This window comes from Rhodoferax sp., from assembly GCF_028688795.1.
Lineage (GTDB): Bacteria > Pseudomonadota > Gammaproteobacteria > Burkholderiales > Burkholderiaceae_C > Rhodoferax.
On the sequence record NZ_JAQTXM010000027.1, the window covers coordinates 46,688 to 72,653 of the forward strand.

Here is a 25,966-nt window from a genome sequence, read left to right on the forward strand (position 1 = left end):
GTTATGCCTTCGCGGGTTGCGAGGTGATTTGCGCTTTGGCCTGCGCCAGCTCGGCCTCCAGCTGGGCGATGCGGGCGTGCAACGCGTCGGCGTCGTGGTGTTTGTGGTCGTCAGCCAGCAACCAGTCCAGCCAGGCTTCCATGCCCTGGCCGGTGGTGGCAGAGAGTTCCAGAATTTCAATGCCCGGGTTGACCCGGCGGGCAAATTCCTTGCAGCGGGCCACGTCAAACGACACATGCGGCAGCAGGTCGATCTTGTTGAGAATCATCAGCTTGGCGGCGGCGAACATGTCGGGGTATTTGAGGGGTTTGTCTTCGCCTTCGGTGACGGATAGGATGGCGACCTTGGCTTTCTCGCCCAGGTCCCACATCGCCGGGCAGACCAGATTGCCAACGTTTTCGATGAACAAAATGGTGGGCGCAGCGTGTGGGTGATCGTGTGTATGCGGGTGCTCATGTGAATGGTTATGGGCATGCGAATGATCGTGACCGTGTTCATGACCGTGGTCATGGGCATGATCCTCATGCGGTTCTTCATGCGCGTGGTGGTGTGCGGCGTGCAAGTCGAGCTTTGAGAACGCCTGCGCCACCATCGGCGCGTCCAGGTGGCAACCCTTTCCCGTGTTGATCTGGATGGCTGGCGCACCCGTGGCGCGAATCCGATCGGCGTCAAAACTGGTTTGCTGGTCGCCCTCAATCACCGCCACCAAAACAGCTTGGTGACGCTTTTTCAGGGCCTCAATGGTGGCGCACAGCAGCGTGGTTTTGCCAGAGCCGGGGCTTGACACCAGGTTGTAGGCGGTCACTTCATGCGAGGCAAAGTGCGCCCGGTTTTGCGCTGCCACCGCGTTGTTGGCGCCCAGCACATCGGTCTCCAGCTTGATGGCCCGCGCCTGGCTCATGCCGGGCACCGACACCCGGGCCTCACCGGCACCAAAATGCAGGTCGCCGGTGGTGGGATGCACCGCCACATTGGGGTCTGCCGGGTTGGCTCCGGTGTTACTGCAACCGCATACGACACACATGTTGTTTTCCTCTTTGGTAGTGAAATCAGATGACCTGCAATTCCATCACCCGCAATTCTGTACCACTGGTGGCTTGCAGCTGAAAACCGCCGCACAGCGGGCAGGGATCAAGGCGGGAGCGAATGGGCACACTTTGGCTGCACGGCATGCACCAGGCCGTGGCTGCGGGTTCGGCAATGTCAATCGTGGCATGTTCAAGGCAAGTGCCCGGGGCAATGGCTTCCAGGGCAAAACGCAGCGCAGAGAGTTCCACGCCACTCAGGGCACCCGCTTCCAGGCGCAGGTGGGTGACGCGCTCAAACGGATCGCGCTCGCGGGCTTGCTCCAGCACGCGCAAGATGCCGCCGGCCAGACTCAGTTCATGCATGGGGTCTCCAGAAAGTCAGGGTCGCTCACCTGGCATTCAACGCAGGCGTCAAACGCCGCGGCAAGTGCCCAGGCGGACACGGTGTCATGTGGTTTGAGGGTTGTCAAGGCCTTGGCCAATACGCCCTGGGGATGGAAATTCCATTCGGTCGGTGCCAGCACCCGGTAATCCGCCACCCGCCCTTGTGCATCCAGCTGCACCCAGTGCAGAAGGAGGCCACGTGCCATCTCACACCAGGCAATGGCCTGCCCCTCGCCTACGCGCACCGCGCCGCTGGCCAACAGCGGCGACTTGGGTTGAACGGGGGTGTGCGGCTTGATGGCGGCAAATTCCAGCAGCTCAATCCAGCGCGCAGACAGTCTTGTCCAGATGGTCTGCGGGGCGGTGGCGGTCTTGTTGCGATGCCGCAGGCGTGTCCATGGGCCGGTTTCGGCGCACTGACCCAGCCAGGTCGGGCGTTGCACAAAGTTGGCCGTGCTGGCCATCGCGTGCGCCATATCAGTCATGGTGGCGGCCTGCTGCGCCGGGTTTGTGTTGAGCAGGTCCAGACTGCGTGTGGCGGGAACCATGTCACGGGTTTGCACATACCAGGTGTGCAACAACTGCGCGGGGGGCAAGGTCGGTGCGTGGGACCGGCACCAGCTGCCGAATGCATCGGGCTCGCGGTGGCGAATCAGCCAGCTGCCAACCGGTTGACCCAACAGGCTGTCTTCAACCCAGCGCCGCAGTCGTGTGAGCGCGTCCCAGGCGTCGTTTTCGTGAGATGCCTGGGCCACGACACCCAGGGAAAGCGGGCAGTTGCGCAGCCAGTCCAGGTGGTCAGGTTCAAGGGGTTGCCCGGTTTGGCGTTGCGGCCACGCCATGGCGATGCTGCGCAAATGGTCGCGCGCGGTCTCAAGCCACAAAAACACCGGTGGCTGTTCTGGCAAAGGGGTTTCCAGGCTCGGATTTGCCGCGTTCAGCGCCAGGCGCGCAGTGCGCCGGTGGGCATGCGAGCACAAGCTGAACACCTGTGCCAACGTGTGCTCTACCGACTCGCCTTGCTGCCCGCGCAACAAGCGGCCAAGGACGCCGTCACCCATGACGGGCCGATGGCCCTCAATGCTTGGCGTCATGCCCGGGTGCAAGGTGTAGCGACCTGCCAGGTTCATGCCCGTTGTCATGGGGGTTCCCCCGCAGACGCGACACCGCGGCCAAACAAAAATCCGCGGCGGTTTGGCGGCGTGTGGGGTGCACTTGCCGCCGGTGCCTCGGGTGCGCGCAGCAAGCTGAGCACCTCGCTTGCGGTGGCCAGCGCTGCGGCATGGTTGGCAAACTCAAACATGGGCGAAAACAGCGAGCAGACCTCGAACGCGCCAACGCCAGGCTCACTGGCACCAATGAACTCAAAAGATTCGTTGCCCACGGCTCGCTTGGCTTTTTTCCCTGAGGCCAGCAGTTGATCGTCCGCACAGGACAGCCGTGAAGGCAGGCGCACCAAGTTCATGAACCAGGGGGTTACCAACACGCCCAGCAGCATCTCGGCATTGTTGGTGTCGGCTGCAAAGCCAAGTGCCTGAACCCGCACTGCCGGGTTTTGCACCGGCACGTCTTGCATGCGGGTGCAGGAAATCTCGGTAAAAAGCTGCTCAAGTGCCGTGACCCGGCGCTGTTGGTTGTCATTCATCACACCACCATGAACTGGTCGGCCGCACCGTCGCATTGCGGGCAGCGCCAGTGTGCGGGCAAATCGGCAAAAGTTGTGCCGGGTGATATTTGCCACTGCGGGTCACCCTCGGCCGGGTCATAAACCCACCAGCAGATCTTGCATTCCAGTTTGGCGTGCGCGGGCAGGCGTGAGCGATCGCCCAGGTAGCTGCCCTCAAACTGTTGACCATCCACGCCACTCATGTGTTGTCCTTCATGCTGCGCTTACGATTGATTCACCCATTGCAAGACCTCATGCAGACGGTCTACTGAATCGCACAGGTCTTCCGGTGCGGCACAGACAACGTCTGGCATATCGGTGACTTCCACAGAATTCAAAATCACCGTGTCCTGCGAGTTGTAGTAGACCACGCGCCAGGTGTGGGGCACGCAGCAATTGGTGATGCGGCAGTTGCCATAGCCACGCGAGAGAATCAGCACCCGCCCCGTGCCAAGCCGGTGGTCCAGGTAGCCAATGTCTATGGGTGTCAGGGGCAACAGACTGAGATTAACCACGTGTGCCACTTGGCCGGGCTGCCAGGTGCGGCGCTGGTCTTCGAGCTCCACCAGCACGCTCGGTGCGTTCATCACTTCGGGCGGTACTGCAAGCGGCGCAGTCTCTGCCTGGCCTCCATCCAGCTTGGCTGTTTGCCGCAGCACCTCAGGCACGCCACCCACCTCAATCCAGTCGCGCACCGTGCCATCGGGCGCCGACTCAATCACACGCCACACACCGGCAAACACGGCCTCCTGAATTTGCAGCACGGGTGTGCCGTCTTGCGCCAGCACCTGCGCGCTGACCTCACCCTCGCCCAACACCTGGTTGATCAGCGTCAGGTCTTGAGCGCCAAGGCGAGCCAGCGTGACGCGGGCCGTGTCATGTTTGGGTGCCGCACCTTCGGCCACCTGGCGCAACGTCGAAAGTACCTCATGCAACACCAGCACAGCACCTGCGTGTTGGGCAATTTCCTCAGGCTCAGGCAGCACCGGCGTGTGGTAGGTTTCCATGCCTTGCGGCATGGCGATGTAGTCCAGCGTGTCGTCTTCAGACTGGGTGCCGGGCCCGAGGTCGGCCACCACAGGAATCGGGAAAGGTTTGATGTCGTACATGTGCGTCTCGCAGTTGGGCAATGAAGATGAACCGTGGTGCTCAGTGGCAGCTTGCGCCCTGTGCCTGGCTGCTGACCACCGGGATGCCGACGGTGGGTGCGCGGCTGGTGGGGGCGTCCAGCGCCTGGGCAAGCAGGGTCAGGTAGTCGGTCCAGTCGTGCATTCCTGAGAGCGTGGTCACATAGCAGCCATCCCTGAAAAACATCAGTGTCGGCCAGCGCTGTGAGCCAAAGGTTTTGGCTAGCGCTTCTGCGGTCTCTGGCACGGCCACGGCCATGCCGAAGGGGCGACCAGCCGCTGCGCTGACTTTTTGCAGTTCGGGCAAAACCACGGCCACGTCCACCGCTTCGGGGAAACGCACCGGGTCACCGGCAAAAAGCAGCACGTGGTCGCCTTGTTGCGAAGCCAGCCAGGCCTTCATGTTGTCAAAGTCAATCCATGGGGCCTGGTGCTTGCTGACCAGTTGGGCTAATAGTGGTGGGGCTTCAATGTCGGTGTCAATCATGGTCATCTCCTGTTAGTTTTATCTTGTTGTTTGTGGGGTTGGGTCAGCTCTGGGTCATGCGTTGCACAGCCTGTAGGTTCATTGCGGAAGGCAGTGCAAAGCCAGGGTCGTCCGGGAACGCGGGTGATGCCCCTTGCCCCATCGCCACGGCCAGCAAATCCAGCGTTGCGTTCACTTCGGCGGCGCGCTCGGGTGTGATGGTTTCCCGCGCGTCATCCAGAAACACCAGCAGCCACTGGCCAGGCGCCACGATGTCAATCAGGCGGGTGCCCACCCGTCGGGTTTCACTTCGTCCGGCCACGTTGGCAAAACCGGGGTCGACCGACATCACCTGCATGGGAATGCCAATGCACATGTCAGAGCCCCATGGGGATGAAGCGGTCATCCCCCTTGCGGCAGGCGTCCTCGGCGCTGGGCCGCTCGCGCTCGTACCGCGCCAGTGTCAGCATGGCCCCGGTCAAGGTGGCATCTTCGGGCAAGGGGCTGGCGCGGCGTTGCGGCTGCGCGCCCCAAGCCGTGAGTGCCTCGATGCCGTGGGTTAATGCCGGCCCCATGGCTTGCCTGACGATGGGCCGCAAGCTGCCGCCGTAATCATCCAGCTCCTCGGGCTGACAGCCCACCAGCAGCACCTGTGCCGGGTAGTGGCCGGTGAACTGGGCCAGGCACAGCACTTCCTGAAAACCGGTCTGGTGCAAGCTCATCTTTTTGGCGCCCATGAATTTGGGCACCTCGTCGTTCTCGATCAGTTTCAGGGTGCCCGGTGCCAGGCCGTAGTCGATGGCATCAAAAATCAGCAGCCGGGTGGCAGACTGAACGTTCTGGATCAGGTACAGGCCTTGCGTTCCGCCATCGATCAGTTCCACGTGGGGCGCAAACGTCCATTCGCGTTGTAGAGCCTCAATGCAGCGCACCCCAAAACCCTCGTCGGCCCAAAGCACGTTGCCAATGCCCAAGACCACAATGTGTTCCTCCGGCGTGGTGTTGGCAAAAGGGTAAGCGCCGCTTGGATGCGTGTGGGTCGGCGCGCCGGGCAGTGTGTTGATGGCGATGGTGCTCATGGTGAACCGACTCAGTCCTTGAAGGTGCGAAAGCCGGAAATCATGGTGCTCACAATGCTTTGGCGCCCCATGATGTCTTCGCGAATCGCCGCATAGATGTGAAAAATGACAAAAAGAATGATCACCCACATGCCCATGTGGTGCCAGGTGTGCACATCTTGCGACTGACCCATCAGGGGAATCACCCAGCCAAACAATTTGTCAGCCCACGAGCCCGCCTGCAGGCCTTCGCCATACATGGCGAATCCGGTAAAGACCATGAAAACAGCCATGAGCAAAAACACGAAGACCATGGCAAACCGGGCCATCGGGTTGTGACCTACATAGGGGCCGGGGCTTGGCCCCAGGAAGGCATACCACTTGAGCATGGCCAGCATTTCATGCCAGAAGGCGCGTTGAAAAATTGGCACCGAAAACAGTTCGCGGGCATGGTGGTTGCCTGCAAACGCCCAGTAGGTGCGGCCCAGCAGCCCGATGGCCAGGGTGTAACCGGCCGTGAAGTGGGCAAAGCGGATGTAGCCCATCAGGAAGTTCGCGCTGGCTTCACCCGGCATGGTGGGCAGGGGCGAGCCGATGAAATAGCCGGTGATGCACAACACGGTGATGGCAAGCGCGTTGACCCAGTGCCAAAGGCGCACCGGTGCTTCATACACATACACCGACTTGACGGACTTGCTATGGGAAAACTCTGCCTCTTCCGACGGCAGGGCCGCGTGAACTTTGTCTGCAACAGGTGATGCGTGACTTGTATTCATGGTGTCTCCTTGTGGCTGCTCATGCGCAGAGGTGCATCAGAGTTGGCTGAACAGGTACAGACCGGCACCGCTGCAAATCGAGCCCAAACCGGCCATGACCCATGTCGACTTTTGGGCAAGGTAGTTGCGCACGCCAAGGCCAATGGCCAAGCCACCAAAATGCAGGGTGACGGTGGTTGCCAGGAAGCCTGCGGCGTAAGTGGCAAACCCGGTTTCCGGGGCCTCAGCGCCATGTGCCAAGCCGTGCAGGGACGCCGCCAGGGCCACCAGTGCCAGGCCCAAAGCGACAGGCATCTTCATGCGGCTAAAGACCAGCATGACACCAAACAGCACCACGCTCAGGGAAATCAGCTGCTCCAGAAAAGGCACGCTAAAGCCCGTAGCACCCAACGCGGCACTGATGATCAGCGACAACATGAAGGTCGCAGGCCCCCACCAAGCCTTGTTGGCGGGCAAGGCGCAGACCGACCAGATACCCACCGCCACCATGGCCAGCAGGTGGTCGGCCCCGAGCGGGTGGGCCAGGCCTTCGGCAATGCCTGAGGTGCCGTGCCCGGTGTGGGCCTGGGCCAGTCCGGTCAACAAACCGAGGGCGGCCACACTGAGCCCGCGCACGGTGTTTTGTGTCAACAGTTTCATGAAGTTCTCCAATTTCAAAAAATAGGGTGAATGCGGGTTAACGCACCTTGACGTTGGCCATTTCCTGGCCATCCGGGCTCATCACGTGGGTGGAGCAGGCCAGGCAGGGGTCAAACGAATGCAGCGTGCGCAAGATTTCCAGCGGCTGCTCGGGGTTGGCCATGGGGGTTCCCAGCAGGCTGGCCTCAAAGGCGCCAATCTGGCCCTTGGCATCGCGTGGGCTGCCGTTCCAGGTGGTGGGCACCACGCACTGGTAGTTTTCTATTCTTCCGTCTTTGATCTTGATCCAGTGGCCCAGCATGCCGCGCGGTGCTGCCACCACGCCCACACCCTTGGCCTCTTTGGGCCAGGTGGCGGGGTCCCACTTTTCGACGTTGGCGGTGCTGCGGTCACCCGCCTTGATGTTGGCCACCAGCTCATTGAAGTCGTCGAGCATCATTTCGCCGCAGTACTGGCTTTCCAGCGCGCGTGCCAGGGTGCGGCCAATGGTGGTGGGCAGCAACTGCTTGGCGGTGTATTGGGTTTCCGGCATGCCCAGCGCCTTGGGGAAGGAACTGTTGATCATCTGCGCCGCGTATTCGATCTGCTCCTTGGGGCGTTGTGCGTAGGTGTTGCCCTTGCTGGCATGGGCGTAGGCCAGGATGTAGCGCGACAGGGGCCCCACTTCCATGGCATGACCGCGCCAGCGGGGTGACTTGATCCAGGAGTACTTGGCGCTTTCGTCGATTTCCTCGATGTTGGTGCGTGTGCCTTTGGTTTTGTCGCCCAGCTTGTAGTTGGGTTCTGTCACACCGTCCCAGGGGTGCAATCCTTTGGTGTCATCGGCGTATTTGTACCAGCTGTGGGTGACAAACTCTTGCACCTGCTCGGGGTCACGCGGGTCAATTGGGTGGATCTCGTCCCAGTTGCCGTTCAGGATGGCTCCGCCAGGTAACATCTGTGTCTTGGCATCGCCCATGACTTTTTCATAGGTTCCGTAATCGCTGACATTGGTGGCGCTTAGACCGCCGCCGTAAAGCCAGCCAGCTTGCTTGTAAATGGTGCCAATGGCCAGCACGTCGGGGATGTAGACGTTTTTGTTGAACTCGATCATTTCGTCAATGCGCGCCTTGACAAAATTAAGCCGTTCCATGTTGATGGGTGCGCCTGCGGCGCCGTCGCCATCGATGTTGATGGCGCAGGGCACACCGCCCACCAGGTAATTTGGGTGCGGGTTTTTGCCGCCGAAGATGGTGTGGATCTTGACCCAGTCTTTTTGCAGGTCCAGCGCTTCCAGATAGTGGGTGACGGCCATCAGGTTGGCCTCGGCGGGAAGCACGTAGGCTTTGCTGCCCCAGTAGCCGTTGGCAAAGGGGCCGAGCTGGCCGCTTTCCACAAACTTCTTCAACCGGTTCTGAATGTCGCGGAAATAACCCGGCGACGACAGCGGGTGCGAGGGCGACACCGTTTGCTGTAACTCGCTGGTCTTTTTTGGGTCGGCTTTCAGCGCAGAAATAATGTCCACCCAGTCCAGCGCGTGCAGGTGGTAAAAGTGCACGGCATGGTCATGCACCTGCAGCGTTTTGGCCATGATCTCGCGGATCAGGTAGGCGTTTTTGGGGATGACGATGCCCAGCGCATCTTCTACCGCACGCACCGAAGCCAGGGCATGGCAGCCGGTGCAAACGCCGCAAATGCGCTCCACAAAAGCCCAGGCATCACGCGGATCCCTGCCTTTCAAAATGACCTCCAGCCCGCGCCACATGGTGCCGGTGGAGACCGCGTTGCGGATGATGTTGTCTTTGTCAATGTTGACTTCGCAGCGCATGTGGCCCTCAATGCGGGTCACGGGGTCGACGACGATGCGCCGGCCTGTGTTGTCAAGCTTGAAGCCCTGTGTTTCGGTTGCACCCATGGTATGTGTCCTTGTGATGTGGTTCAGGCTTTGGTGGTTTTGTCTTTGGCCGCGGCAGCGCGGCTGATGGCCGACACGGCGGCATGGGCCACCACAGCGGCGCCCACCACGCCAGCGGCGGTGCCGCCAATCTGGTCGGCTGTGCCTTCCACGCCGAACTGGTGAATGGTGGTCAGGCGGTCGTAAAACGAGCCTTTGTCCCAGAAGCCGTCTTCCGAGCAGCCAATACAGCCGTGCCCGGCCTTGATGGGAAAACTGGTGCCCTCGTTCCACATCACGGTGGAGCAGGCGTTGTAAGTGGTTGGGCCTTTGCAGCCCACCTTGTAGAGGCAATAACCTTTGCGTGCCGACTCATCGTCCCAGGCCTCGACGAACTGGCCGGCGTCAAAGTGGGGGCGGCGGTAACACTTGTCGTGAATGCGCTGGCTGTAAAACATCTTGGGCCGACCCTGGCGGTCCAGCTCGGGAATCTTGTCAAAGGTCAGCATGTAGGTGATCACACCCGTCATCACCTCCGCAATTGGCGGGCAACCCGGCACCTTGATGATCGGTTTGTCGGTGATCACCTTGTGGATTGGCGTGGCAGCAGTCGGGTTGGGCTTGGCGGCCTGCACACAACCCCAGGAGGCGCAGGAGCCCCAGGCAATCACCGCCTTGGCATCCTTGGCGACGCGTTTGAGTTTTTCGATAAAGGGCTTGCCTGACTGGATGCAGAACATGCCGTCTTCGTTGAGCGGCGGGTTGCCCTCTACGGCCAGGATGTACTGCCCTTTGTACTTGGTCATCACCTCTTCAAGAATGGCCTCGGCCTGGTGCCCGGCGGCGGCCATCAGGGTGTCGTCGTAGTCCAGCGAGATCATCGACAGCACCACATCCTTGGCCAGCGGATGCGCCGAGCGGATAAAGCTCTCTGAGCAACACGTGCATTCCAGGCCATGCAGCCACAGCACCGGGGTGCGCGGCTTGGTTTCCATGGCATGTGCAATTTGCGGCACAAACGCTGGCGCCAGGCCAAGGGACGTGGCGGTCAGCGAGCAATATTTGAGCAAACTGCGCCGGGAAATTCCCTGGCGACGCATGACTTCGTAGAAAGTCTCCATTGATTTTGTCTCCATCTTGTTTGGTAGGTGGATACCTCAAGATGCATGCCATTTTTGGGGTGGCAAGGGTAAGTACCAATGGGGTGAGTGTAAGTGCTTGTTTTTATGTGGATTTTGTCTGGCAGCTGGACTTGCCTCAAGAGAGGCCCTTGCACATTACTGGTTAAAGTCTTGCCGTAAATGCGTGCAATCTGGAAAGGCTATTGGCAGCTGCCGTCTGCTTGACTGGGTTGAGCAGCAACCCATGCCATACATGCCCCGCGTCTAATGGGCTGTCAAAGCGGCGCCGACGACGTGTCGGGCCAGGGTGAATTCGCATCTGCTTGGCGCAAGTGGCGCAAACTGCCCAGCACCCTGTTGCTCAGCGCATCCAGTGCATCCAGTGCAAGGCGTTCTGTCGCGACCGATGTTGGCTCATGGGCCTCAACCCTGTGAACCAGTTCCCGGGCCCGGGCATGAAGTCTTTCATGAAGTGTGCAGAGTACCGTGAATTCAGGGTGTGACTGATATTGCTGGCAGGTGGAGGGTTTTGCAAGCCAGCGCCCAAGGCGGCAGTCATGGGGGGATTCGGCCGGTACTTGCGGTTCATGTCTGGCAGCAAAAGCATGCAGGTGTTTGAGCCACCCACGGTGTTCCACTTCGGCCAGCAAGACGGGAATTTCGCGCAGCCCGACCGCTTGGCTTTGCGCCCAGGCTTGCGGCACGTGCCAGTGCAACAACCAGTGCGGCACGGCTGCGCCTGGCATGGGTCGTGCAATGGCGTAGCCCTGGCCTAACTCGCAGCCGAATTCAATCAGCAACTGGCCGTGGGCCTCTGTTTCCACCCCTTCAGCCAGAGCGCGACGGTCAAAGTTGCGCGCCAGGTCCAGCACACTGCTGACAAGGGTGGCGTGTTCGGCGTCATCAAGCATGCCTCGCACAAAGCTTTGGTCAATTTTGATGGTGTGGGCGGTGAGCTGCTTCAGAAATGTCAGCGACGAGTAGCCGGTGCCAAAATCGTCTAGCGAACATTCCATGCCGATGCTTTGCAACTGCCCGATCAAGGCCGACACATGGGCCATGTCTTCCATGGCACCGGTTTCCAGAATCTCCAGCTCCAGTTGGCTTGGCCGCACCGTGGGCTGGGCGCGCAGTTGGCGCTGGAGGCGATCCGAAAAATCGGGGTCGTGCAGTTGAAGGCTGTCGATGTTGACGCTGACGGCCGTGTTCAGCCCCTGGGCATTCCACTGGGCCAGTTGCCCCAGAGCGGCTTCAATCACCCAGTCGCCCAACGTGATGGCCATGGGGTGTTTGTCCAGCGTGGGGATGAACTGCGCTGGCGCCAGCAAACCCCGCGTGGGGTGTTGCCAGCGAATCAGCGCCTCAAAACCGACGACCTCGCCACTGATCAGGTGCACCTTGGGCTGGAAATGCAGCAGGAATTCCCCGCTCAGCAGGCCCTGGCGGATCTCATTGATGCGCAAAAACCGGTCGCGGGTGCTCCCGTCGCTCACTGGGTCGAACAGGTGGTGGCGGTTTTTGCCTGCCAGTTTGGCCCGGTACATGGCCTGGTCGGCCTGGCGCAGCAGCTGTTCTGCATCCACTGTGTCGCCTTGCGGGTAAAGGGTGATGCCAATGCTGGCGGTTACAGACAAGTCAAGCCCTTCAATGTGGACCGGTGCAGACACCACCGCCAGCAAGCGCTTGACGGGGGCCAGGTAGGCCTCGGCCTTGTCCAGCTCGCCCAGAATTACGGCAAATTCGTCACCGCCAATGTGGGCAATGTGGGGGTGCTCGCGCATGGTCTGCGAGAGCCTGCGGCTCACCTCCAAAATCACCTGGCTGCCCACCTCAAGTCCATGGGCGTTGTTGATGTCGGCCAGACCATCCAGGTCGATGTAGGCCACAGCCAGATGCTTGTGTTGTGCGGTGCAGGCGGCCATGGCAACGTCCAGCAGCGCCACAAACATTTTTCGGTTGGGCAGGCCTGTCAACGCATCGTGATGGGTGATGTGGTCGATTTGTTCGCGGTGCGTTTTTTGCTCTGTGATGTCAATGCAGATGCCCGCCACGTACAGAGGTTTGTGGTTGGTGTCGCGTTGGGTCACGCGCCCAAGCGTGCGGAACCAGACCCAGTGGCCGTCCTGATGGCGCAGACGCATTTCAATTTCAAAACGTGGCAACTCACCGCTCAGGTGGCGTGCCATCAGCAACTGTTCTTGCTGGCGATCGTCGGGGTGGAGCATGGCGATGACGTTGCCAAAAGGTCCCTCCCGCTTGCCTTCGGCTTTGTACCCGAGCATGACCGCGGCGCGCTCGTTGTAGCGCACCACGTTGGCGGCAATGTCCCATTCCCAGGTGCCGGCATGGGCCGCGTCAATGGCGTTTTGCAGGCGCAGGCGCTCGGCATCCAGGGCCGCTGCGGCGTTGGCTCGCTCAGTGATGTCGTGGCTGATGCCCAGCACACCCAGTAACTCGCCGTTTGGCCCGGTCATGGCGACCTTGGTTGCCTCCAGGAGCGCACGGTGGCCGTCACTGGCAAACGTGACCCACTCCTCATTCACCGTGGGGCGCTGTGCTGCCATGGCGGCAAGGTCTTTCTCGCGGAAGAAATCGGCAAGCGCCTTGGGCACAAAGTCATGGTCTGTTTTACCAACAATGTCGGTCTCAGGCGCACCAAAAAATTGCTCAAAGGCAGGGTTGCATGACAGGTAGACCCCATTCGCGTCTTTCAGCCAGATCAGGTCAGGAATGGTGTCGACCAGTATGCGCAGGTGCAGTTCGCTGGTCTGCAAGGCTTGTTCGGCCCGGTGGCGCTCGGTGATGTCGGTGAAGCCGCCCAGAACGCTGGGCTTTCCATCAAGCGTCAGCGGCACGCGCTCAATGATGGCCATGAAAATGCTGCCGTTCTTTCGGCGCACGGGTATGGCCATGGCGGCCTTGGCCGCGCCGGGCGACATCTGCTGGAAGTCAGCTTGCACAAGATGCAAGGCTTCTGGTGGGTGGAGTTCCGGCACACGCATGTTCAGCAACTCGTCCTGGCTGTAGCCCAGCATCTGGCAAAACCAGGGGTTGGCAAAGACAATTTGGCTGGATTCGGTGTCAACGGCTACCACCCCGCTGGGTATGGCGTCAAGCAGGGTGCGCAATCGGCGCTCCGTGGCGGTCCACGTCGTTGGCGTTTGACCGGCATCAGTGTGCAGCAAGTGCCAGCGTGCCTCGCTGTCAGCCAAGGCTTGCTCGGCGCGCTGACGGCCCAGTTTTTCGTGCATCAGAATAAGCGCTTGTGACGAAAGCGTCTGGTACATGCCCAGTACGGTCTGGATCAGCGTGGCGGTGGCACCTTCCATGTGGGCATCGGCCTGGGCGTGGGCAGCGCCCACACTGAGCCCTTGTTCAATGGCATTCAGGGCCAACGCCATGCGCTTGTCGTTGTCCAGAATGTGGTAAGCCAGCCATTGGATCAGGTAAGAAAACAGGTCGTCCAGCACCTCCTGAAACGCACGCTGACCTGATTGCAGTTCCACCATGTGGGTGAAAAAGCGCTGGTGGGTTTCCATGTGTTTGTCCAGCCAGACGTCGCCTGCCAGAGCGGTGTGCCAAATGCCTTCTTCAGTGCGGAAGTGGTAGTCAGCGTAGTCTGCCAACTCGCCCAGGATGGCTTGAACCTCGGCCTGTGTGGCGCCCTGAACGTGCTGTTGCGCCAGACGGTTGATGAGATTGACCAGCACGCGGTGTTGTTCGTCAATCAGGGCAATGCCCGTTTCTAGCTGCGGGTTCCAGGGGAAAATCTCAAACATGAAAATCCAATGATGTCGAAAAATTTAAGTCAGGCTGGTTTCACTGGGCTGACCTGTCACAACTGTACTCATACACTGCGCGCAAAAAACACCGCGCTCATCACCAGCCCGGTGACGATCACGCCCACGCGCACCCACTTGGTGGGCAGCCGCTTGGACCAGCGAGCGCCAAAAAAGCCACCAGCCGTGGCCGCCACCATCATCAGCAGGCCTTCGCGCCAGGCAATCGCGCCAGCCAGCACAAACGCCGCCACCGACAACCACGACAACACCAGCGAGTTAAGGTTCTTCAGCGCGTTGGCGGTGTGGATGCGTGACTCGCCGGTGGCACTGTAGAGCGCCATCAGCAAAATGCCCAAGCCACCGTTGAAGTAACCGCCGTAAATGGCCGCCACCAGCAAGCCAGGCTCGCGCCACTTGGCCAGGCTTGATTCACCGTGCGCTGGGCTGCTGGCGCGCCGCGCAATGGCGGGGCCGGCTGCAAACAGCACGGTGGCAAACAGCAGCAGCCAGGGCACGATGCCAGAGAACACCTTGGCCGGTGTCACCAGCAGCAGCAAGGCACCCGCCACACCACCAACGGCCGAAATCGCCATCTCGCGCTTCAGGCGTGGCAGCGGCACGGCCCGCAATTCAGGCCGAAAACCCAGTGTGCTGCCCAAGTAGCCGGGGCTCACCGCTAACGCGCTGGTGGCGTTGGCCATGATCGGTGGCACACCGGTGAAGATGAGCGCCGGCAGCGTCAGAAAGCTGCCGCCGCCGGCAATGGCGTTGAGCACGCCCGCGGCAAATGCGGCGCTGGCCAGCAGTAGGGAGGTGGTCCAGAAATCGGTAAGCATCTGGCCATTGTCACCGTGTCAGCGCGCCACCCGAAACTGGGTGCCCCGGAAATTGAACACGGCGCTGTGCTGCCGGATTTCCTCCAGTGTCAGCTCGGGCGCCACCACGCTGCCTTGCGTCAACACTTGGTTGTTGACCAACAATAGGCGAAGTTTTGGGTCATCGGCGTACACCGTGCCGGTGATGGTGAGCGCGGGAATTTGACGCCTCAGGGCATCTGGTAACTCACTCAGCAAGGGCGTAGCGGGTGGGGCGGACGCTTTCGCGGTTTGCAGCGCTGCCACGCTGGCGGGGTCAGCGGCTTTTGTCGTTGTTGGATTGGCTGCTGCAGTTGAGGCATGTGTGCCTGCGCTCTTGGCGAGACTCGGCCCCATCGGCGAGGGCAACGCGGCTTTAACAGCTGCCTTGGGGCTTGTCGCCTGCGCGTTGACGGCGATGGTCGGCGGTGTTTGAGGTGCGGCTTGTTGTGCCGCTGGTACAGAGATGCCGGGCACTTCGGTCGGCGTGCGCCAGGCCCATAACCCAAAGGCCAGGGCGCACAGCAGCCCGGCTGCGACCAGGAGCAGCCCAACCCGGTTTTGCAGCGGTGGCGGTGCAGCGCCACCAGCGCTTGGCAGCTGCCGGGCGTGCAGGCCGGGCACGGCGCCGCGGCTGCGTTCGGCATCGGCGCGTTTGAGGGCATCAAGAATGTAGGACATGGGTTGGGTGATCTCAGCGGGGGGCGGTTGGCTGGCTGGGCGCGGTCAGGCCAAGGGCACGCTCCATCTGCAGAAAAGTCAGTGGGCCCAGCACGCCGTCAGGCTCCAGGCCTTGCGCCTTTTGGAAGGCACGCACGCGGGCTTTAAGGTCAGCGTCGGCCACCGGTTGCGGCACTGGCGCGCGTCCAGCCACTGGGGCTTGCGCTGCGCTGGCCGGGTCTGGGCTTGGCGTCGCTGTTGACGCGCCAACGTTTGGGGCGCGGGCGACCGTGGCACTGGGCCGGGTGGGCGCGACGACCTTGGCGACGGGTGGCGCTTTGGGGGCCTCGGGCCATAGCAAAAGGCCAGCCCCTGCGGTCACGACCAGCAGTGCCAAACCGGCCAGAGCAGCAATATGGCGCGGTGATGCCCAGGCGCGCGCGCTGTCGTTGCCAAACACCTCGACGGCGGCTTTGTTGACCACAGCCGGGTCAACCCACTGCTGGCCATTGGCCCAGGTACCCAGCAGTGCACGGCCACTCAGCAGATTGATGCGCCTTGGCACACCATGCGCGAGCTGGTGGATACGCGCCAGCGCCTTGGGGCTAAAGGGCAGGGCACCTGTGTGGCCCGCCACGCCCAGGCGGTGTGTGATGTAGTGCGTGGTCTCTGCTGCGTTGAGCGCATCGAGGTGAAAGCGCGCAATCACCCGTTGCGCCAGCTGTTCCAGCTCTGGCGCGGCCAGCATGGTGCGAAGTTCGGGCTGGCCTATGAGCACAATCTGCAACAGCTTGCGCTCGTTGGTCTCCAGGTTGGTCAGCAGACGCAGCTGCTCCAGCACATCGCCACTTAGGTTCTGCGCCTCGTCAATGATCAGCACACAGCTTTGCCCGGCGGCATGGCTTTGCAGAAGGAACGTGTTGAGCGCGTCAATGCAGGTCTTGGCCGTAGGTGTTTGGGCGCTGTCTGGCGGCAAGGTGACGTGGAATTCTTCGCAGATCGACTGCAACAACTCAATGACAGTGAGCTTGGGGTTGAAGATATAAGCCACATGGCAGCCGGCGGGAATCTGCTCCAGAAAGCAGCGGCAAATGGTGGTTTTGCCGGTGCCGATGTCACCCGTGAGCAGCACAAAACCGCCGCCCGTGCCACCGGTTGCATTGCCTTTGCCCGCCACACCAAAAAGCAGGTGCGCCAGGGCTTCGCGGTGGCGCTCGCTCATGAAGAGAAAGCGCGGGTCCGGGGCGATGGAGAACGGGTCTTGGGTCAGGCCGAAATGCTGGGTATACATGCAAAATATGCCTCTAGCCCTTGCATATTAACCGCAAGCAGCTATTTAATTGGTAGCGTTTGGTAGGCATTCAAGGCAACGCGGGCTGCAACGCCCGGGTGCATGTCGCGATTTTGGCATGACGGGATGGTGGTGAGCTAACGAGAACATGCTGCGCGCGCAGTGCCTGTTGCTTGCCATGCTGGCTTCGGGTCTGGCAGTCGATGAAAAACGGTTGCAAAGTATTTCTGGAGACTGGTAGCGCAGGGTCATTTGGTTTGCCTTTACGGGGGTAAGCTAGTCCCAAATCAGAAAAAATTCAAGGGAGGGTGGCATCGTGTCAGAACCATTGGCCCATTCGGGCGGGCATTTGTTAGTTGATCACTTGAAGATGGTCGCAGATTTGGCGGCAGAGTTTTCAAAAGCGTTTGACGCGGTTGAACCGTTAAAGCGCTGGGCCTACTTGGCGGGCTTGTGGCATGACTTGGGCAAATACCGGCCCGGCTTTCAGCGCTACGTAGGGCTAGCCGACAACCCGAATGCGCACATCGAAGGCAAAGTGGGTGGTCGAGAAAAGACCCACTCCGCAGCCGGGGCGCTGTGGGCTATTGAAACGCTTGAAAAAACGCACGGTGCTCAGGGAAAACTGGCTGCCCGTGCACTGGCTTACCTGATTGCGGGCCATCACGCCGGGCTGGATGACTGGGATGGCGGCCTCAATGAGCGGCTGGCGCAAACCGATTGCCAGACTGAATTGCAAGAAGCCAAGGACGCCAAGCCGCCCGCCAGTATTCTTGATTCGGGCAGCTTTGTTCCCAATCTGAGCCAAATTCCTGGCGGTCCGGCAGGCTTTGCGCTCTGGGTTCGCTTGCTGTTCTCCTGTCTGGTCGATGCCGATTTTCTGGACACCGAAGCGCACTTTGACGCAGGCAAGCCCGCCCGACGCAACGGCTTCCCGACTCTGGATCAAATGCGTCTGGCGTTGGACGCGCACATGCTCGCCAAAGCCGCCGAGGCCACGCCCTCCGAGGTCAACACCTTGCGCGCCGATATCCTGCGCCAATGCCGCGAGAAAGCGGCGTTGCCTGCCGGGTTCTTTTCGCTCACGGTGCCCACGGGCGGTGGTAAGACCCTGTCCAGCTTGGCGTTTGCCCTCAATCACGCGCAAACCCACGGCGAGCGCCGCGTGATCTACGCCATTCCTTACACCAGCATCATCGAGCAGACTGCCGACGTGTTCCGCGACGTGTTCAAAACGCTGGGCGATGAAATCTTGATTGAGCACCATAGTCAGGCCGATGCGGCTGACCGGGACGAAACCGCCCGTAGCCGTCTGGCCTGCGAAAACTGGGATGCGCCACTGGTCGTCACCACCAACGTGCAGTTGTTCGAGACCCTGTTTGCTGCCAAAACCTCGCGCTGCCGCAAGCTGCACAACATCGTGGGCAGCATCATCGTGCTGGACGAAGCGCAGCAACTGCCGCCCGAGTTTTTGCAACCCATTCTGGATGCTCTGAACCTGCTGGTAAAGCACTACGGCGTGACCGTGGTGCTGTGTACCGCCACCCAGCCCGCGCTAAACAGTACCGACTACTTCGACAAGAGCAATAACCTGCGCGGGCTCGATAACGTGCGCGAAATCATCGACCACCCCGATGCCCTGTTTGATGCGCTCAAACGAGTGAAGGTTGAACTGCCCGCAGACTGGAATACGCCAACGCCGTGGATCGATATGGCCGAAAAAATTGCCGCCGAAGACTGCGTGCTGGCCATCGTTAGCACCCGCAAAGCCGCCCGCGAGTTGCATCGCTTGCTGCCGCCCGGCACCGTGCATTTGTCTGCGCTCATGTGTGGCGCGCACCGAAAAGCGGTCATCGACCAGATCAAGACGCGGCTCAAAGCCAAGCGCGACGGGCTCGACCTGCAGCCGCTGCGCGTGGTCAGCACGCAGTTGGTTGAGGCCGGGGTGGACATCGATTTTCCTGTGGTCTACCGCGCGCTGGCCGGGCTCGACTCCATTGCACAGGCGGCGGGGCGCTGCAACCGCGAAGGGCGACTGGACGGCAAGGGCCGTGTGGTGGTTTTCGTCCCACCCGAGTCGCCGCCCTTGGGGCATTTGCGCAAAGCGGCGCAAGCCTGTATCAGCACCTTGCATGGCCAGCAAATTGATCCCCTGGCCCGCGCTCTGTTTGCCACCTACTTCCAACTGTTTTACAGCACCGTCGATCTGGACGGCAAGAAGATCGTTTCCATGCTCAAGGTAGAGCCCAAAACGTTGCATGTGAGATTCCGTTCAGCAGCAGACGCTTTCCGCCTGATTGATGACAAAGACTCAGCCATGGTCGTGGTGCGTTACGCGGAACATAGCGAAGAGATTGAAAAGCTGCTCGGCATCCTGGCCGCAGAAGGCCCAGCGCGCTGGCTCATGCGCAAGTTGCAGCGATACACCGTCAGCATTCACAAGCGCATCGCCGACAAGATGTTGGCGCAGGGCGATTTGACGCTGCCCATGCCAGGGCTTTATGCACAAGTGAATGCAGACAACTTATACGACTCCATCCTCGGTTTGAAGCTGAATGATGATTTATACAACCCTGGTGGCTTCGCCCTTTGAAAGCATGCAATGACCCATTTCTGTCTTGAAGTCTCCGGCCCCTTCGCCTGCTTTACCCGTCCTGAAATGAAGGTAGAGCGCGTCTCGTATGACGTGATGACACCCTCGGCGGCGCGCTCCATTTTTGAGGCCATTTTGTGGAAGCCGGCCATTCGCTGGCGGGTACATCGCATTGAAGTGCTCAAGCCGATTCGCTGGATCAACTTACGACGCAACGAAGTCAAATCCAAAGTTCAATTACCCACCGTCGAGCAAGCGATGAAATCGGGCAGCGGTCAGATTGGTTTTTACATCGAAGAAGAGCGAGTGCAACGTGCCGGCTACTTTTTGCGCGATGTGGCCTACCGCATTCATGCTGATTTGTCGCTGGCACCGGGTTGCAACGAACCCTTGATGAAATACACCGAAATGTTCGCCCGACGCGCCACCAAGGGGCAATGCGTGAATCAGCCGTATCTGGGTTGCCGGGAATTTGCCGCCGCTTTTAGTCTGGTGACTCCCGATGCGCCCGCCGCGATGCCCATTGGCGACACCCGCGAGCTGGGCTGGATGCTGCACGACCTGGATTTCACCCACCTGGCCGACCCGCAGCCGCGCTTTTTCAACGCGAAGATGGTGGCGGGTGTGATTGAAGTCCCCCCGTTTGAGGAGGCACGAGGATGATTCTTCAGGCATTAAATGATTACTACCATCGCAAGTGCGACGACTCAGACCCGGCGCAGCGCTTGCCTGCTTTTGGATTGGAGCAAAAAGAAATCCCCTTTGTGTTGGAGATCACAGCTGCGGGCGAACTGGTGCAGTTGCTCGATACACGAACCTTGAACGACAAGAAGAAAAAGGTGGCGCAAATTTTCCGTGTGCCGCAGGGGGTCAAAAAAACCTCCGGGATTGCTGCCAATTTGCTGTGGGACACCCTCGAATACGTTCTGGGTGTGGACACCAAAGGCAAACCCGAACGAGTGGCAGAACAGCATGCGCAATTTGTAGCCAGCATTCAGGCCCTGCCGCCAATTGCCATTAACGACGCAGGCATTCAGGCCATCTTGAAATTCTTCGAGTCCTTCAATTTGACCCAGCTTGAAGCGCAAGTCGCCTGGGCGCAAGCGCTGGAATCGAACGCGGTGATGAGCTTTCGCTTGCATGGCGACGTTGATCTGGTATGCCAGCGCCCCGCCGTTGTCAAAGCTGTGCTGAACGTAACGGGTGACGCCGACGCGAGACTGGCTATGTGCTTGGTCACCGGAGAAGACGCGCCCATCCAGCGTTTGCACGCTTCCATCAAAGGCGTGTGGGGCGCTCAATCATCGGGCGCCAACATTGTTTCTTTCAATGCCCGTGCCTTCGAGTCCTACGGCAAAACAGAACGTCAGGGTGAGAATGCGCCGGTGAGCCAGGCAGCCGCGTTTGCCTACACCACGGCCTTGAACCACTTGCTGCGCAAAGAATCAGACCAGCGCATTCAGGTGGGCGACGCTTCTACCGTGTTTTGGGCAGACCGGGATTCAGAGTTTGAATCTGTCGCGGCCGATATTTTTGGCGATCCACCCAAGGACGACCCCGACCGGGGCGCGCACGCCGTGCAGGCCTTGTTCAAAGCCATCCAGTCGGGCAAGCAGGGTGGCTTGGATGATGGCAACCGCTTTCATATGCTGGGCCTGGCTCCCAATGCGGCCCGCATCAGTATTCGCTTCTATCACTGCCTGCCGTTGGCTGAGTTGGGCGAGCGCATTCGCCAGCATTTCAATGACCTCGAAATGGTGCGCGGCGACTATGACCCTCAGTACCCAAGTTTGAAGCGCCTGCTGCAAGCCGTGTGCTTATCTACCAGCTCACAGCCCTTTGGTGATATCGACCGACTTCCGCCCAATCTGGGCGGGGCTATCGTCGATGCAGTTTTCGCCGGTCCAGACGTGCCCTATCCCAGCGCATGGCTGAACGCTGCGGTGGGGCGCTGCCGTGCTGAACAAGCAAAGAAGTCGCAGCAAGGAAAGCAGGCGCAAAACGTACCGTATGCAAGAGCAGCAGTCATCAAAGCCTGCCTCAATCGCCAGATTCGCCGTTCATCTGTTACACCCACCAACCAGCCCCCCGAGAAGGAGTTTTTGCCCATGCTTGACCTCACCAACCCCAGTCCGGCCTACCGGATGGGGCGATTGTTCGCCACACTGGAAAAAATCCAGGAAGAAGCCAGCCCCGGCCTCAACGCCACGATTCGGGACCGCTATTACGGTGCCGCGTCCAGCACCCCGGTTGCCGTGTTCACCACCTTGCTGCGGCTCAAAAATTCGCACCTCAAAAAACTGTCGGTGGGGCGTGGCTTGTGGTTCGAGAAGCTGCTGGGTGAAATTTTGAGCACCGTCGCAGACTTTCCCAAACATTTACCGTTGCCCGATCAAGGCCGCTTTGCGCTGGGTTACTACCACCAGCGGCAAGAATTTTTTACCAAAAAGCCTGACGACTCCACACCCATCACCGAAGGAACCCCATCATGAATCTCGCTAACCGCTACGACTTTGTTCTCATTTTTGACGTGAAAGACGGCAACCCCAATGGCGACCCAGATGCGGGCAACATGCCGCGTATGGATGCGGAGTCAGGGCATGGGCTGGTGACGGATGTATCACTTAAACGCAAAATTCGCAATTTTGTTGGCCTAGTCAAGGATCAGGATGTGCGTGAACCAGAGGCGGGTGAAAAACGCTTTGAGATTTATGTTCGTGAGAAAGCAATTTTGAATCATCAAAACCAACGCGCCTATGCAGCCCTGAAGCTAGATGCTGTTGAATTGCCCGATGAAGACGATGCAGCTATTGCCGTCGAAGCGGTGGATGCAAAGAAGAAAAAAGCCCCGAAAGAAAAGCGCAAAGGTGGCGCTGACGACGTCGGCAGTGCGCGGCAATGGATGTGTCAAAACTTTTTTGACGTGCGCACTTTTGGGGCTGTCATGTCAACCAAAATCAACTGCGGCCAAGTACGTGGCCCGGTGCAACTCACTTTCGCCCGCTCTGTCGAACCCATCGTGGCGCTGGAGCATTCCATCACCCGCATGGCGGTGACGACCGAGGGTGAAGCGGAAAAGCAAGATGGAGACAACCGCACCATGGGCCGCAAACACACCGTGCCCTATGGCGTCTATATCGCCCACGGCTTCGTTTCCTCCTTTCTCGCCAAGCAAACCGGGTTTGGCGACGACGACCTTGAACTGGTGTTTCAGGCGCTTGCGCAAATGTTCGAGCATGACCGCTCTGCCGCACGCGGCGAAATGTCTACACGCGGACTCTACGTGTTCAAGCACGACAGTGAACTCGGCAACGCCCCGGCGCATGCCTTGTTTGACCGCCTGCAAGTCAAAGCCAAAGAAGAGGGCGCAGTTGCCCGCAGTTTTGATGCGTATTCAGTTTTATTTGATGGACAGAGTTTGTCTGTTGGGCAATCAATCCAGCCCACAGCGGGCGTCACATTGACGAGAAAGTGCTGAAACACAAGTTAATTTGAAAGCCCTCCAAGATGAAAATCTTCCCCACCCAATTCGACGGCCAAATCATCCGCCGGGTGTACGACGGAAAATCAGAAACCTGGTGGTTTTCGGTAATTGACGTGATTCAGGTTTTGACCGACAGTAACAACGCTAGGCGTTATTGGTCAGACCTCAAACGCAAACTCGCACAGGAAGCCGGTTCAGAGCAACCGTACGAGAAAATCGTACAGTTGAAAATGACCGCACCAGACGGCAAGCAGCGCGAAACCGATTGCGCCACCGCCGAAACCCTGCTTCGTCTCGTCCAATCCATCCCCAGCCCCAAAGCCGAGCCCATCAAACGCTGGCTCGCAAAGGTCGGCTATGAGCGCATGCAAGAGCTGGCCGACCCGGCCTTGTCTCTAAACCGCGCCCGTCAAACTTGGCAGCAGCATGGCCGCAGCGACAAGTGGATTGCGCAGCGTATGACCGGGCAGGAAACCCGCAACAAGCTCACCGACTACTGGAGCGAGCACGACATCAAAAAGGGCACTGAATTTGCCATCCTCACCAACGTCATTCATCAGGAATGGGCGGGCGTGAGTGTGGCAGAACACAAGGATATGAAGGGCCTGAGCAGCCACAACCTGCGTGACCATATGAGTGAGGCCGAGCTGATTTTTACCGCCTTGGCCGAGCTGTCTACCCGGCAGATTGCTGAAAGTGTGGATGCCACCGGCATGGCCCAAAACAAGTCGGCTGCCAAAACCGGGGGGCGCATTGCCGCGCAAGCCCGCCACCAGCTGGAAAGCCAGACCGGCAAATCGGTAGTGACAGGTGCTAATTACCTGCCACCTGTTGAGCCTAAGGCATTGAAGGTTGTGAAAGCTGTCAAGGCGCCCAAGAAGTCGTAATGCAGCCATATATCGAGCCGCTTTTGGTTGAAGTCGAACAAGTTCCCCTTTCCGCCCTGCAGCACTGGCAATACTGCCCGCGTCAGTGTGGCCTGATTCACCTAGAGCAGGTGTTTGATGAAAATATTTACACCCTCCGCGGACAAGCCCTGCACGCCAAGGTGGACCAACCCGGTGTCGAAACCGCCAAAGGCGTGCGCGTGGAACGCGCTTTGCCACTGTGGCATGACACCCTGGGTTTGATCGGCAAGTCAGACGTCGTTGAGTTCTTGGCCGGTGGCGTGCCTTACCCGGTGGAATACAAACACGGCAGCCGCAACAAGGCCGCAGACATTGCCGCGTGTGACGACATCCAGTTGGCCGCGCAGGCAATGTGCCTGGAGGCCATGACCGGCAAACCCGTCAGCGAAGGCGCACTGTATTACGCTACCTCCAAGCGCCGCCGGGTGGTTCCCATCACTGCGCAACTGCGTGCTGACGTGGCACAGACAGCAGATGCCATTCGCCAAATGCTGACCAGTGGCAAGTTGCCACCACCCTTGATGGGCGAGCAGGCAGCGAGGCGCTGCAAAGCCTGTTCTTTACAAGAGCGCTGCCAGCCACAAGCCACCCATTTGGGGTTGATCGCTGCCCGCGCCGCCCTGTTTGACCCCGACGCATAGCTTTGTCTGTAAATCCACCCTCCCATGCAACTCCTCAACACCCTCTACGTCACCACGCCGGACACATATTTGCGGCTCGACAACGACACCCTGCGCGTGGAGGTAGACCACGAAACCCGGCTGCGTGTGCCGCTGCACCACCTGAGCGCGGTGGTGTGTTTTGGCCATATCAATTTGTCGGCGCCTTTGATGCACCGGCTGGCAGAAAGCGGAGTGGCGCTGGTGTTGCTCGACGATAACGGCAGGTTCAAGGCGAGGCTGGAAGGCGCTGTTACAGGAAATGTGCTGCTGCGTCAGGCCCAGTTTCAGCGTGTGGCAGACCCTACCTTTACCCTGGACATGGCCCGCGCCAGTGTCGCGGGTAAGATTAAAAACACCCGCCAGGTCTTGCAACGTGGTGCCCGCGAAGCCAAGTCAGACGATGAGGCAAAAACCTTGACCCGCTTGGCCGATGATCTGGCCGCCAGCCTGCGCGCCTTGCCTGGTGTCACTAATCTGGACAGCTTGCGCGGCGTCGAAGGTGAAGCCGCACGCCAATACTTCAGCGGCTTGAACCTGCTGGTGCGCCCTGACCAGCGTGCCGCATTCGCCATGGATGGTCGCACCCGTCGCCCACCGCGTGACCGCTTCAACGCCATGCTGTCGTTCTTGTACGCCATGTGGATGAACGACTGCCGCAGCGCGCTGGAAGCTGCCGGGCTCGACCCACAGGTGGGTTTTTTGCATGCCCTGCGCCCTGGTCGTGCCGCCCTGGCGCTGGATTTGATGGAAGAGTTTCGCCCCTGGGCTGACCGACTGGCCTTGACGCTTATTAACCGTGGCCAATTGAGCTCGGACGACTTTGTGTTGCGTGAAGGCGGAGGCGTATCACTAGAGCCCGATGCACGAAAGGCCGTGGTAGTGGCGTACCAGGAGCGAAAAAAGGACGAGATCAATCATCCCCTGCTGGCGCAATCCGTGCCGCTGGGCCTGGTGCCACTGGTTCAGGCTCGACTGATGGCGCGCGCCATGCGCGAAGACGGCGCGCCTTATGTGCCTTTTGTGGCGAAGTAAAGGGCCATCATGCTGGTACTGGTTTGTTATGACGTGAACACCGAAACCAAAGCTGGCCGCCGCCGCTTGCGTCGGGTAGCGCGGGTGTGCGAAAGCACCGGGCAGCGGGTGCAAAAGTCAGTGTTCGAGTGCCAGCTGGACGTGGCCAGGTTTGAGGCCCTGGAGCGTGAGCTACTGGCAGAAATCGACCCCACTATGGACTGCCTGCGGTTGTACCGCATTCCCGGCACACGTGGCTTTGAGGTGATTGAGCACGGCACCTTTAAAGCGGTTGATTTTGATGGCCCGCTAGTTCTTTAAGCGTCTGTTGTTGGTGGCCGTGCCAGCTTTGCCATGGTATGGTTAACGCCGCGAACCGCAAGTGATGGCTTTTTCATTAAGAGGTTCGCGCGCTTCGCAACCCATTGCTTTATATAGTCTTTCGATGTTCTTGGAGTTCAATTTTTTGCAAACACAGGTCGTTATTGCCGGGTTCGCGAAAACACACGAAAAAATCGTTTGCCCACAAGGCTTTGGATGCGAAGCGATTCGCCCGCCAGCAATGGCGGGCGTGGATTGAAAC

26 protein-coding genes are annotated in these 25,966 nt (G+C 59.8%); 8 read left to right on the top strand and 18 right to left on the bottom strand.

Features of this window, described 5'->3' with window-relative positions; genetic code table 11:
• Nucleotide 1: 1 nt before the first annotated feature.
• From hypB to PHQ58_RS17935, 17 genes are all read right to left on the bottom strand, one after another.
• A complete protein-coding gene (gene hypB, locus PHQ58_RS17855) occupies nucleotides 2-1,024 on the bottom strand; it encodes a hydrogenase nickel incorporation protein HypB (RefSeq protein ID WP_300113584.1) in 1,023 nt (340 codons plus the stop codon).
• Nucleotides 1,025-1,049: 25 nt separating this feature from the next.
• Nucleotides 1,050-1,391 carry a hydrogenase maturation nickel metallochaperone HypA gene (locus tag PHQ58_RS17860; protein WP_300113587.1) on the bottom strand — a complete coding sequence of 114 codons (342 nt, stop codon included), beginning with the start codon at nucleotides 1,389-1,391 and terminating at the stop codon, nucleotides 1,050-1,052.
• Entirely contained in the window at nucleotides 1,379-2,554 is a 1,176-nt protein-coding gene (locus PHQ58_RS17865) for a nickel-dependent hydrogenase large subunit (protein ID WP_300113590.1), read from the bottom strand. The genes PHQ58_RS17860 and PHQ58_RS17865 overlap by 13 nt, the downstream gene beginning before the upstream one ends.
• Nucleotides 2,551-3,057 carry a [NiFe]-hydrogenase assembly chaperone HybE gene (gene hybE, locus PHQ58_RS17870; RefSeq protein WP_300113593.1) on the bottom strand — a complete coding sequence of 169 codons (507 nt, stop codon included), beginning with the start codon at nucleotides 3,055-3,057 and terminating at the stop codon, nucleotides 2,551-2,553. The genes PHQ58_RS17865 and hybE overlap by 4 nt, the downstream gene beginning before the upstream one ends.
• The gene (locus PHQ58_RS17875) at nucleotides 3,057-3,281 is read right to left on the bottom strand and encodes a rubredoxin (RefSeq protein WP_300113596.1); all 225 of its coding nucleotides are present in this window, start codon (nucleotides 3,279-3,281) and stop codon (nucleotides 3,057-3,059) included. The genes hybE and PHQ58_RS17875 overlap by 1 nt, the downstream gene beginning before the upstream one ends.
• A 21-nt stretch (nucleotides 3,282-3,302) precedes the next feature.
• Nucleotides 3,303-4,187 carry a hydrogenase expression/formation protein gene (locus PHQ58_RS17880; protein WP_367187345.1) on the bottom strand — a complete coding sequence of 295 codons (885 nt, stop codon included), beginning with the start codon at nucleotides 4,185-4,187 and terminating at the stop codon, nucleotides 3,303-3,305.
• Between the two features lie 40 nt (nucleotides 4,188-4,227).
• The gene (locus tag PHQ58_RS17885; protein WP_300113599.1) at nucleotides 4,228-4,692 is read right to left on the bottom strand and encodes a hydrogenase; all 465 of its coding nucleotides are present in this window, start codon (nucleotides 4,690-4,692) and stop codon (nucleotides 4,228-4,230) included.
• Between the two features lie 43 nt (nucleotides 4,693-4,735).
• Complete coding sequence (locus PHQ58_RS17890; protein WP_367187346.1) at nucleotides 4,736-5,077, bottom strand: HypC/HybG/HupF family hydrogenase formation chaperone; 342 nt, start codon at nucleotides 5,075-5,077, stop codon at nucleotides 4,736-4,738.
• Nucleotides 5,049-5,750, bottom strand: a complete 702-nt coding sequence (locus PHQ58_RS17895; protein WP_300113606.1) for a HyaD/HybD family hydrogenase maturation endopeptidase — start codon at nucleotides 5,748-5,750, stop codon at nucleotides 5,049-5,051. Before PHQ58_RS17895 ends, PHQ58_RS17890 begins: the two co-directional genes overlap by 29 nt.
• Nucleotides 5,751-5,761: 11 nt before the next feature.
• Complete coding sequence (cybH, locus tag PHQ58_RS17900) at nucleotides 5,762-6,505, bottom strand: Ni/Fe-hydrogenase, b-type cytochrome subunit (protein WP_300113609.1); 744 nt, start codon at nucleotides 6,503-6,505, stop codon at nucleotides 5,762-5,764.
• A 36-nt stretch (nucleotides 6,506-6,541) separates the two neighbouring features.
• Complete coding sequence (locus PHQ58_RS17905) at nucleotides 6,542-7,144, bottom strand: HupE/UreJ family protein (protein ID WP_300113611.1); 603 nt, start codon at nucleotides 7,142-7,144, stop codon at nucleotides 6,542-6,544.
• 37 nt (nucleotides 7,145-7,181) lie between these two features.
• A complete protein-coding gene (locus PHQ58_RS17910; protein ID WP_300113613.1) occupies nucleotides 7,182-9,038 on the bottom strand; it encodes a nickel-dependent hydrogenase large subunit in 1,857 nt (618 codons plus the stop codon).
• Between the two features lie 23 nt (nucleotides 9,039-9,061).
• Nucleotides 9,062-10,138: a hydrogenase small subunit gene (locus PHQ58_RS17915; protein ID WP_300113616.1), complete on the bottom strand. Its 1,077-nt coding sequence runs from the start codon at nucleotides 10,136-10,138 to the stop codon at nucleotides 9,062-9,064.
• Between the two features lie 275 nt (nucleotides 10,139-10,413).
• Entirely contained in the window at nucleotides 10,414-13,917 is a 3,504-nt protein-coding gene (locus PHQ58_RS17920) for a bacteriohemerythrin (protein ID WP_300113619.1), read from the bottom strand.
• A 68-nt stretch (nucleotides 13,918-13,985) separates the two neighbouring features.
• Entirely contained in the window at nucleotides 13,986-14,756 is a 771-nt protein-coding gene (locus PHQ58_RS17925) for a sulfite exporter TauE/SafE family protein (protein ID WP_300113622.1), read from the bottom strand.
• An 18-nt stretch (nucleotides 14,757-14,774) separates the two neighbouring features.
• Complete coding sequence (locus PHQ58_RS17930; protein ID WP_300113625.1) at nucleotides 14,775-15,455, bottom strand: general secretion pathway protein GspB; 681 nt, start codon at nucleotides 15,453-15,455, stop codon at nucleotides 14,775-14,777.
• A gap of 13 nt (nucleotides 15,456-15,468) precedes the next feature.
• Nucleotides 15,469-16,725 carry an AAA family ATPase gene (locus tag PHQ58_RS17935; RefSeq protein ID WP_300113628.1) on the bottom strand — a complete coding sequence of 419 codons (1,257 nt, stop codon included), beginning with the start codon at nucleotides 16,723-16,725 and terminating at the stop codon, nucleotides 15,469-15,471.
• A 316-nt stretch (nucleotides 16,726-17,041) separates the two neighbouring features.
• On the opposite strand from PHQ58_RS17935, the gene PHQ58_RS17940 reads away from it, so the two are divergent.
• The 8 genes from PHQ58_RS17940 to cas2 are packed head-to-tail and all read left to right on the top strand — an operon-like array spanning nucleotide 17,042 to nucleotide 25,704.
• Nucleotides 17,042-19,318: a CRISPR-associated endonuclease Cas3'' gene (locus tag PHQ58_RS17940; protein ID WP_300113631.1), complete on the top strand. Its 2,277-nt coding sequence runs from the start codon at nucleotides 17,042-17,044 to the stop codon at nucleotides 19,316-19,318.
• 9 nt (nucleotides 19,319-19,327) lie between these two features.
• A complete protein-coding gene (cas5c, locus tag PHQ58_RS17945) occupies nucleotides 19,328-19,981 on the top strand; it encodes a type I-C CRISPR-associated protein Cas5c (protein WP_300113634.1) in 654 nt (217 codons plus the stop codon).
• The gene (gene cas8c / locus PHQ58_RS17950) at nucleotides 19,978-21,810 is read left to right on the top strand and encodes a type I-C CRISPR-associated protein Cas8c/Csd1 (protein WP_300113637.1); all 1,833 of its coding nucleotides are present in this window, start codon (nucleotides 19,978-19,980) and stop codon (nucleotides 21,808-21,810) included. Before cas5c ends, cas8c begins: the two co-directional genes overlap by 4 nt.
• Nucleotides 21,804-22,796 (top strand): type I-C CRISPR-associated protein Cas7/Csd2, encoded by a 993-nt coding sequence (gene cas7c / locus PHQ58_RS17955; protein ID WP_300113661.1) that lies wholly within the window; start codon nucleotides 21,804-21,806, stop codon nucleotides 22,794-22,796. The genes cas8c and cas7c overlap by 7 nt, the downstream gene beginning before the upstream one ends.
• Nucleotides 22,797-22,825: 29 nt before the next feature.
• The gene (locus PHQ58_RS17960) at nucleotides 22,826-23,689 is read left to right on the top strand and encodes a Bro-N domain-containing protein (protein ID WP_300113639.1); all 864 of its coding nucleotides are present in this window, start codon (nucleotides 22,826-22,828) and stop codon (nucleotides 23,687-23,689) included.
• On the top strand, nucleotides 23,689-24,351 hold the full coding sequence (cas4, locus tag PHQ58_RS17965; RefSeq protein WP_300113642.1) for a CRISPR-associated protein Cas4: 663 nt from the start codon (nucleotides 23,689-23,691) through the stop codon (nucleotides 24,349-24,351). Before PHQ58_RS17960 ends, cas4 begins: the two co-directional genes overlap by 1 nt.
• Nucleotides 24,352-24,375: 24 nt before the next feature.
• On the top strand, nucleotides 24,376-25,404 hold the full coding sequence (gene cas1c / locus PHQ58_RS17970) for a type I-C CRISPR-associated endonuclease Cas1c (RefSeq protein ID WP_300113644.1): 1,029 nt from the start codon (nucleotides 24,376-24,378) through the stop codon (nucleotides 25,402-25,404).
• Nucleotides 25,405-25,413: 9 nt separating this feature from the next.
• A complete protein-coding gene (gene cas2, locus PHQ58_RS17975; RefSeq protein WP_075585873.1) occupies nucleotides 25,414-25,704 on the top strand; it encodes a CRISPR-associated endonuclease Cas2 in 291 nt (96 codons plus the stop codon).
• A gap of 42 nt (nucleotides 25,705-25,746) precedes the next feature.
• On the opposite strand, the gene PHQ58_RS17980 is transcribed toward cas2, so the two are convergent.
• Nucleotides 25,747-25,966 (bottom strand): hypothetical protein (locus tag PHQ58_RS17980; protein WP_300113652.1); only part of this gene is annotated, 220 nt, incomplete at its 5' end.

Coding starts and splice junctions, on each gene's coding strand:
- PHQ58_RS17890 (WP_367187346.1), bottom strand. CDS start 5,077: ATGACCGCTTCATCCCCATGGGGCTCTGACATGTGCATTGGCATTCCC.
- cas8c (WP_300113637.1), top strand. CDS start 19,978: ATGATTCTTCAGGCATTAAATGATTACTACCATCGCAAGTGCGACGAC.
- PHQ58_RS17865 (WP_300113590.1), bottom strand. CDS start 2,554: ATGACAACGGGCATGAACCTGGCAGGTCGCTACACCTTGCACCCGGGC.
- cas5c (WP_300113634.1), top strand. CDS start 19,328: ATGACCCATTTCTGTCTTGAAGTCTCCGGCCCCTTCGCCTGCTTTACC.
- PHQ58_RS17880 (WP_367187345.1), bottom strand. CDS start 4,187: ATGTACGACATCAAACCTTTCCCGATTCCTGTGGTGGCCGACCTCGGG.
- PHQ58_RS17885 (WP_300113599.1), bottom strand. CDS start 4,692: ATGATTGACACCGACATTGAAGCCCCACCACTATTAGCCCAACTGGTC.
- cas4 (WP_300113642.1), top strand. CDS start 23,689: ATGCAGCCATATATCGAGCCGCTTTTGGTTGAAGTCGAACAAGTTCCC.
- PHQ58_RS17905 (WP_300113611.1), bottom strand. CDS start 7,144: ATGAAACTGTTGACACAAAACACCGTGCGCGGGCTCAGTGTGGCCGCC.
- PHQ58_RS17960 (WP_300113639.1), top strand. CDS start 22,826: ATGAAAATCTTCCCCACCCAATTCGACGGCCAAATCATCCGCCGGGTG.
- PHQ58_RS17935 (WP_300113628.1), bottom strand. CDS start 16,725: ATGTATACCCAGCATTTCGGCCTGACCCAAGACCCGTTCTCCATCGCC.
- hypB (WP_300113584.1), bottom strand. CDS start 1,024: ATGTGTGTCGTATGCGGTTGCAGTAACACCGGAGCCAACCCGGCAGAC.
- PHQ58_RS17930 (WP_300113625.1), bottom strand. CDS start 15,455: ATGTCCTACATTCTTGATGCCCTCAAACGCGCCGATGCCGAACGCAGC.
- hybE (WP_300113593.1), bottom strand. CDS start 3,057: ATGAATGACAACCAACAGCGCCGGGTCACGGCACTTGAGCAGCTTTTT.
- cybH (WP_300113609.1), bottom strand. CDS start 6,505: ATGAATACAAGTCACGCATCACCTGTTGCAGACAAAGTTCACGCGGCC.
- PHQ58_RS17920 (WP_300113619.1), bottom strand. CDS start 13,917: ATGTTTGAGATTTTCCCCTGGAACCCGCAGCTAGAAACGGGCATTGCC.
- PHQ58_RS17860 (WP_300113587.1), bottom strand. CDS start 1,391: ATGCATGAACTGAGTCTGGCCGGCGGCATCTTGCGCGTGCTGGAGCAA.
- PHQ58_RS17925 (WP_300113622.1), bottom strand. CDS start 14,756: ATGCTTACCGATTTCTGGACCACCTCCCTACTGCTGGCCAGCGCCGCA.
- cas1c (WP_300113644.1), top strand. CDS start 24,376: ATGCAACTCCTCAACACCCTCTACGTCACCACGCCGGACACATATTTG.
- cas2 (WP_075585873.1), top strand. CDS start 25,414: ATGCTGGTACTGGTTTGTTATGACGTGAACACCGAAACCAAAGCTGGC.
- PHQ58_RS17875 (WP_300113596.1), bottom strand. CDS start 3,281: ATGAGTGGCGTGGATGGTCAACAGTTTGAGGGCAGCTACCTGGGCGAT.
- PHQ58_RS17915 (WP_300113616.1), bottom strand. CDS start 10,138: ATGGAGACTTTCTACGAAGTCATGCGTCGCCAGGGAATTTCCCGGCGC.
- PHQ58_RS17910 (WP_300113613.1), bottom strand. CDS start 9,038: ATGGGTGCAACCGAAACACAGGGCTTCAAGCTTGACAACACAGGCCGG.
- PHQ58_RS17895 (WP_300113606.1), bottom strand. CDS start 5,750: ATGAGCACCATCGCCATCAACACACTGCCCGGCGCGCCGACCCACACG.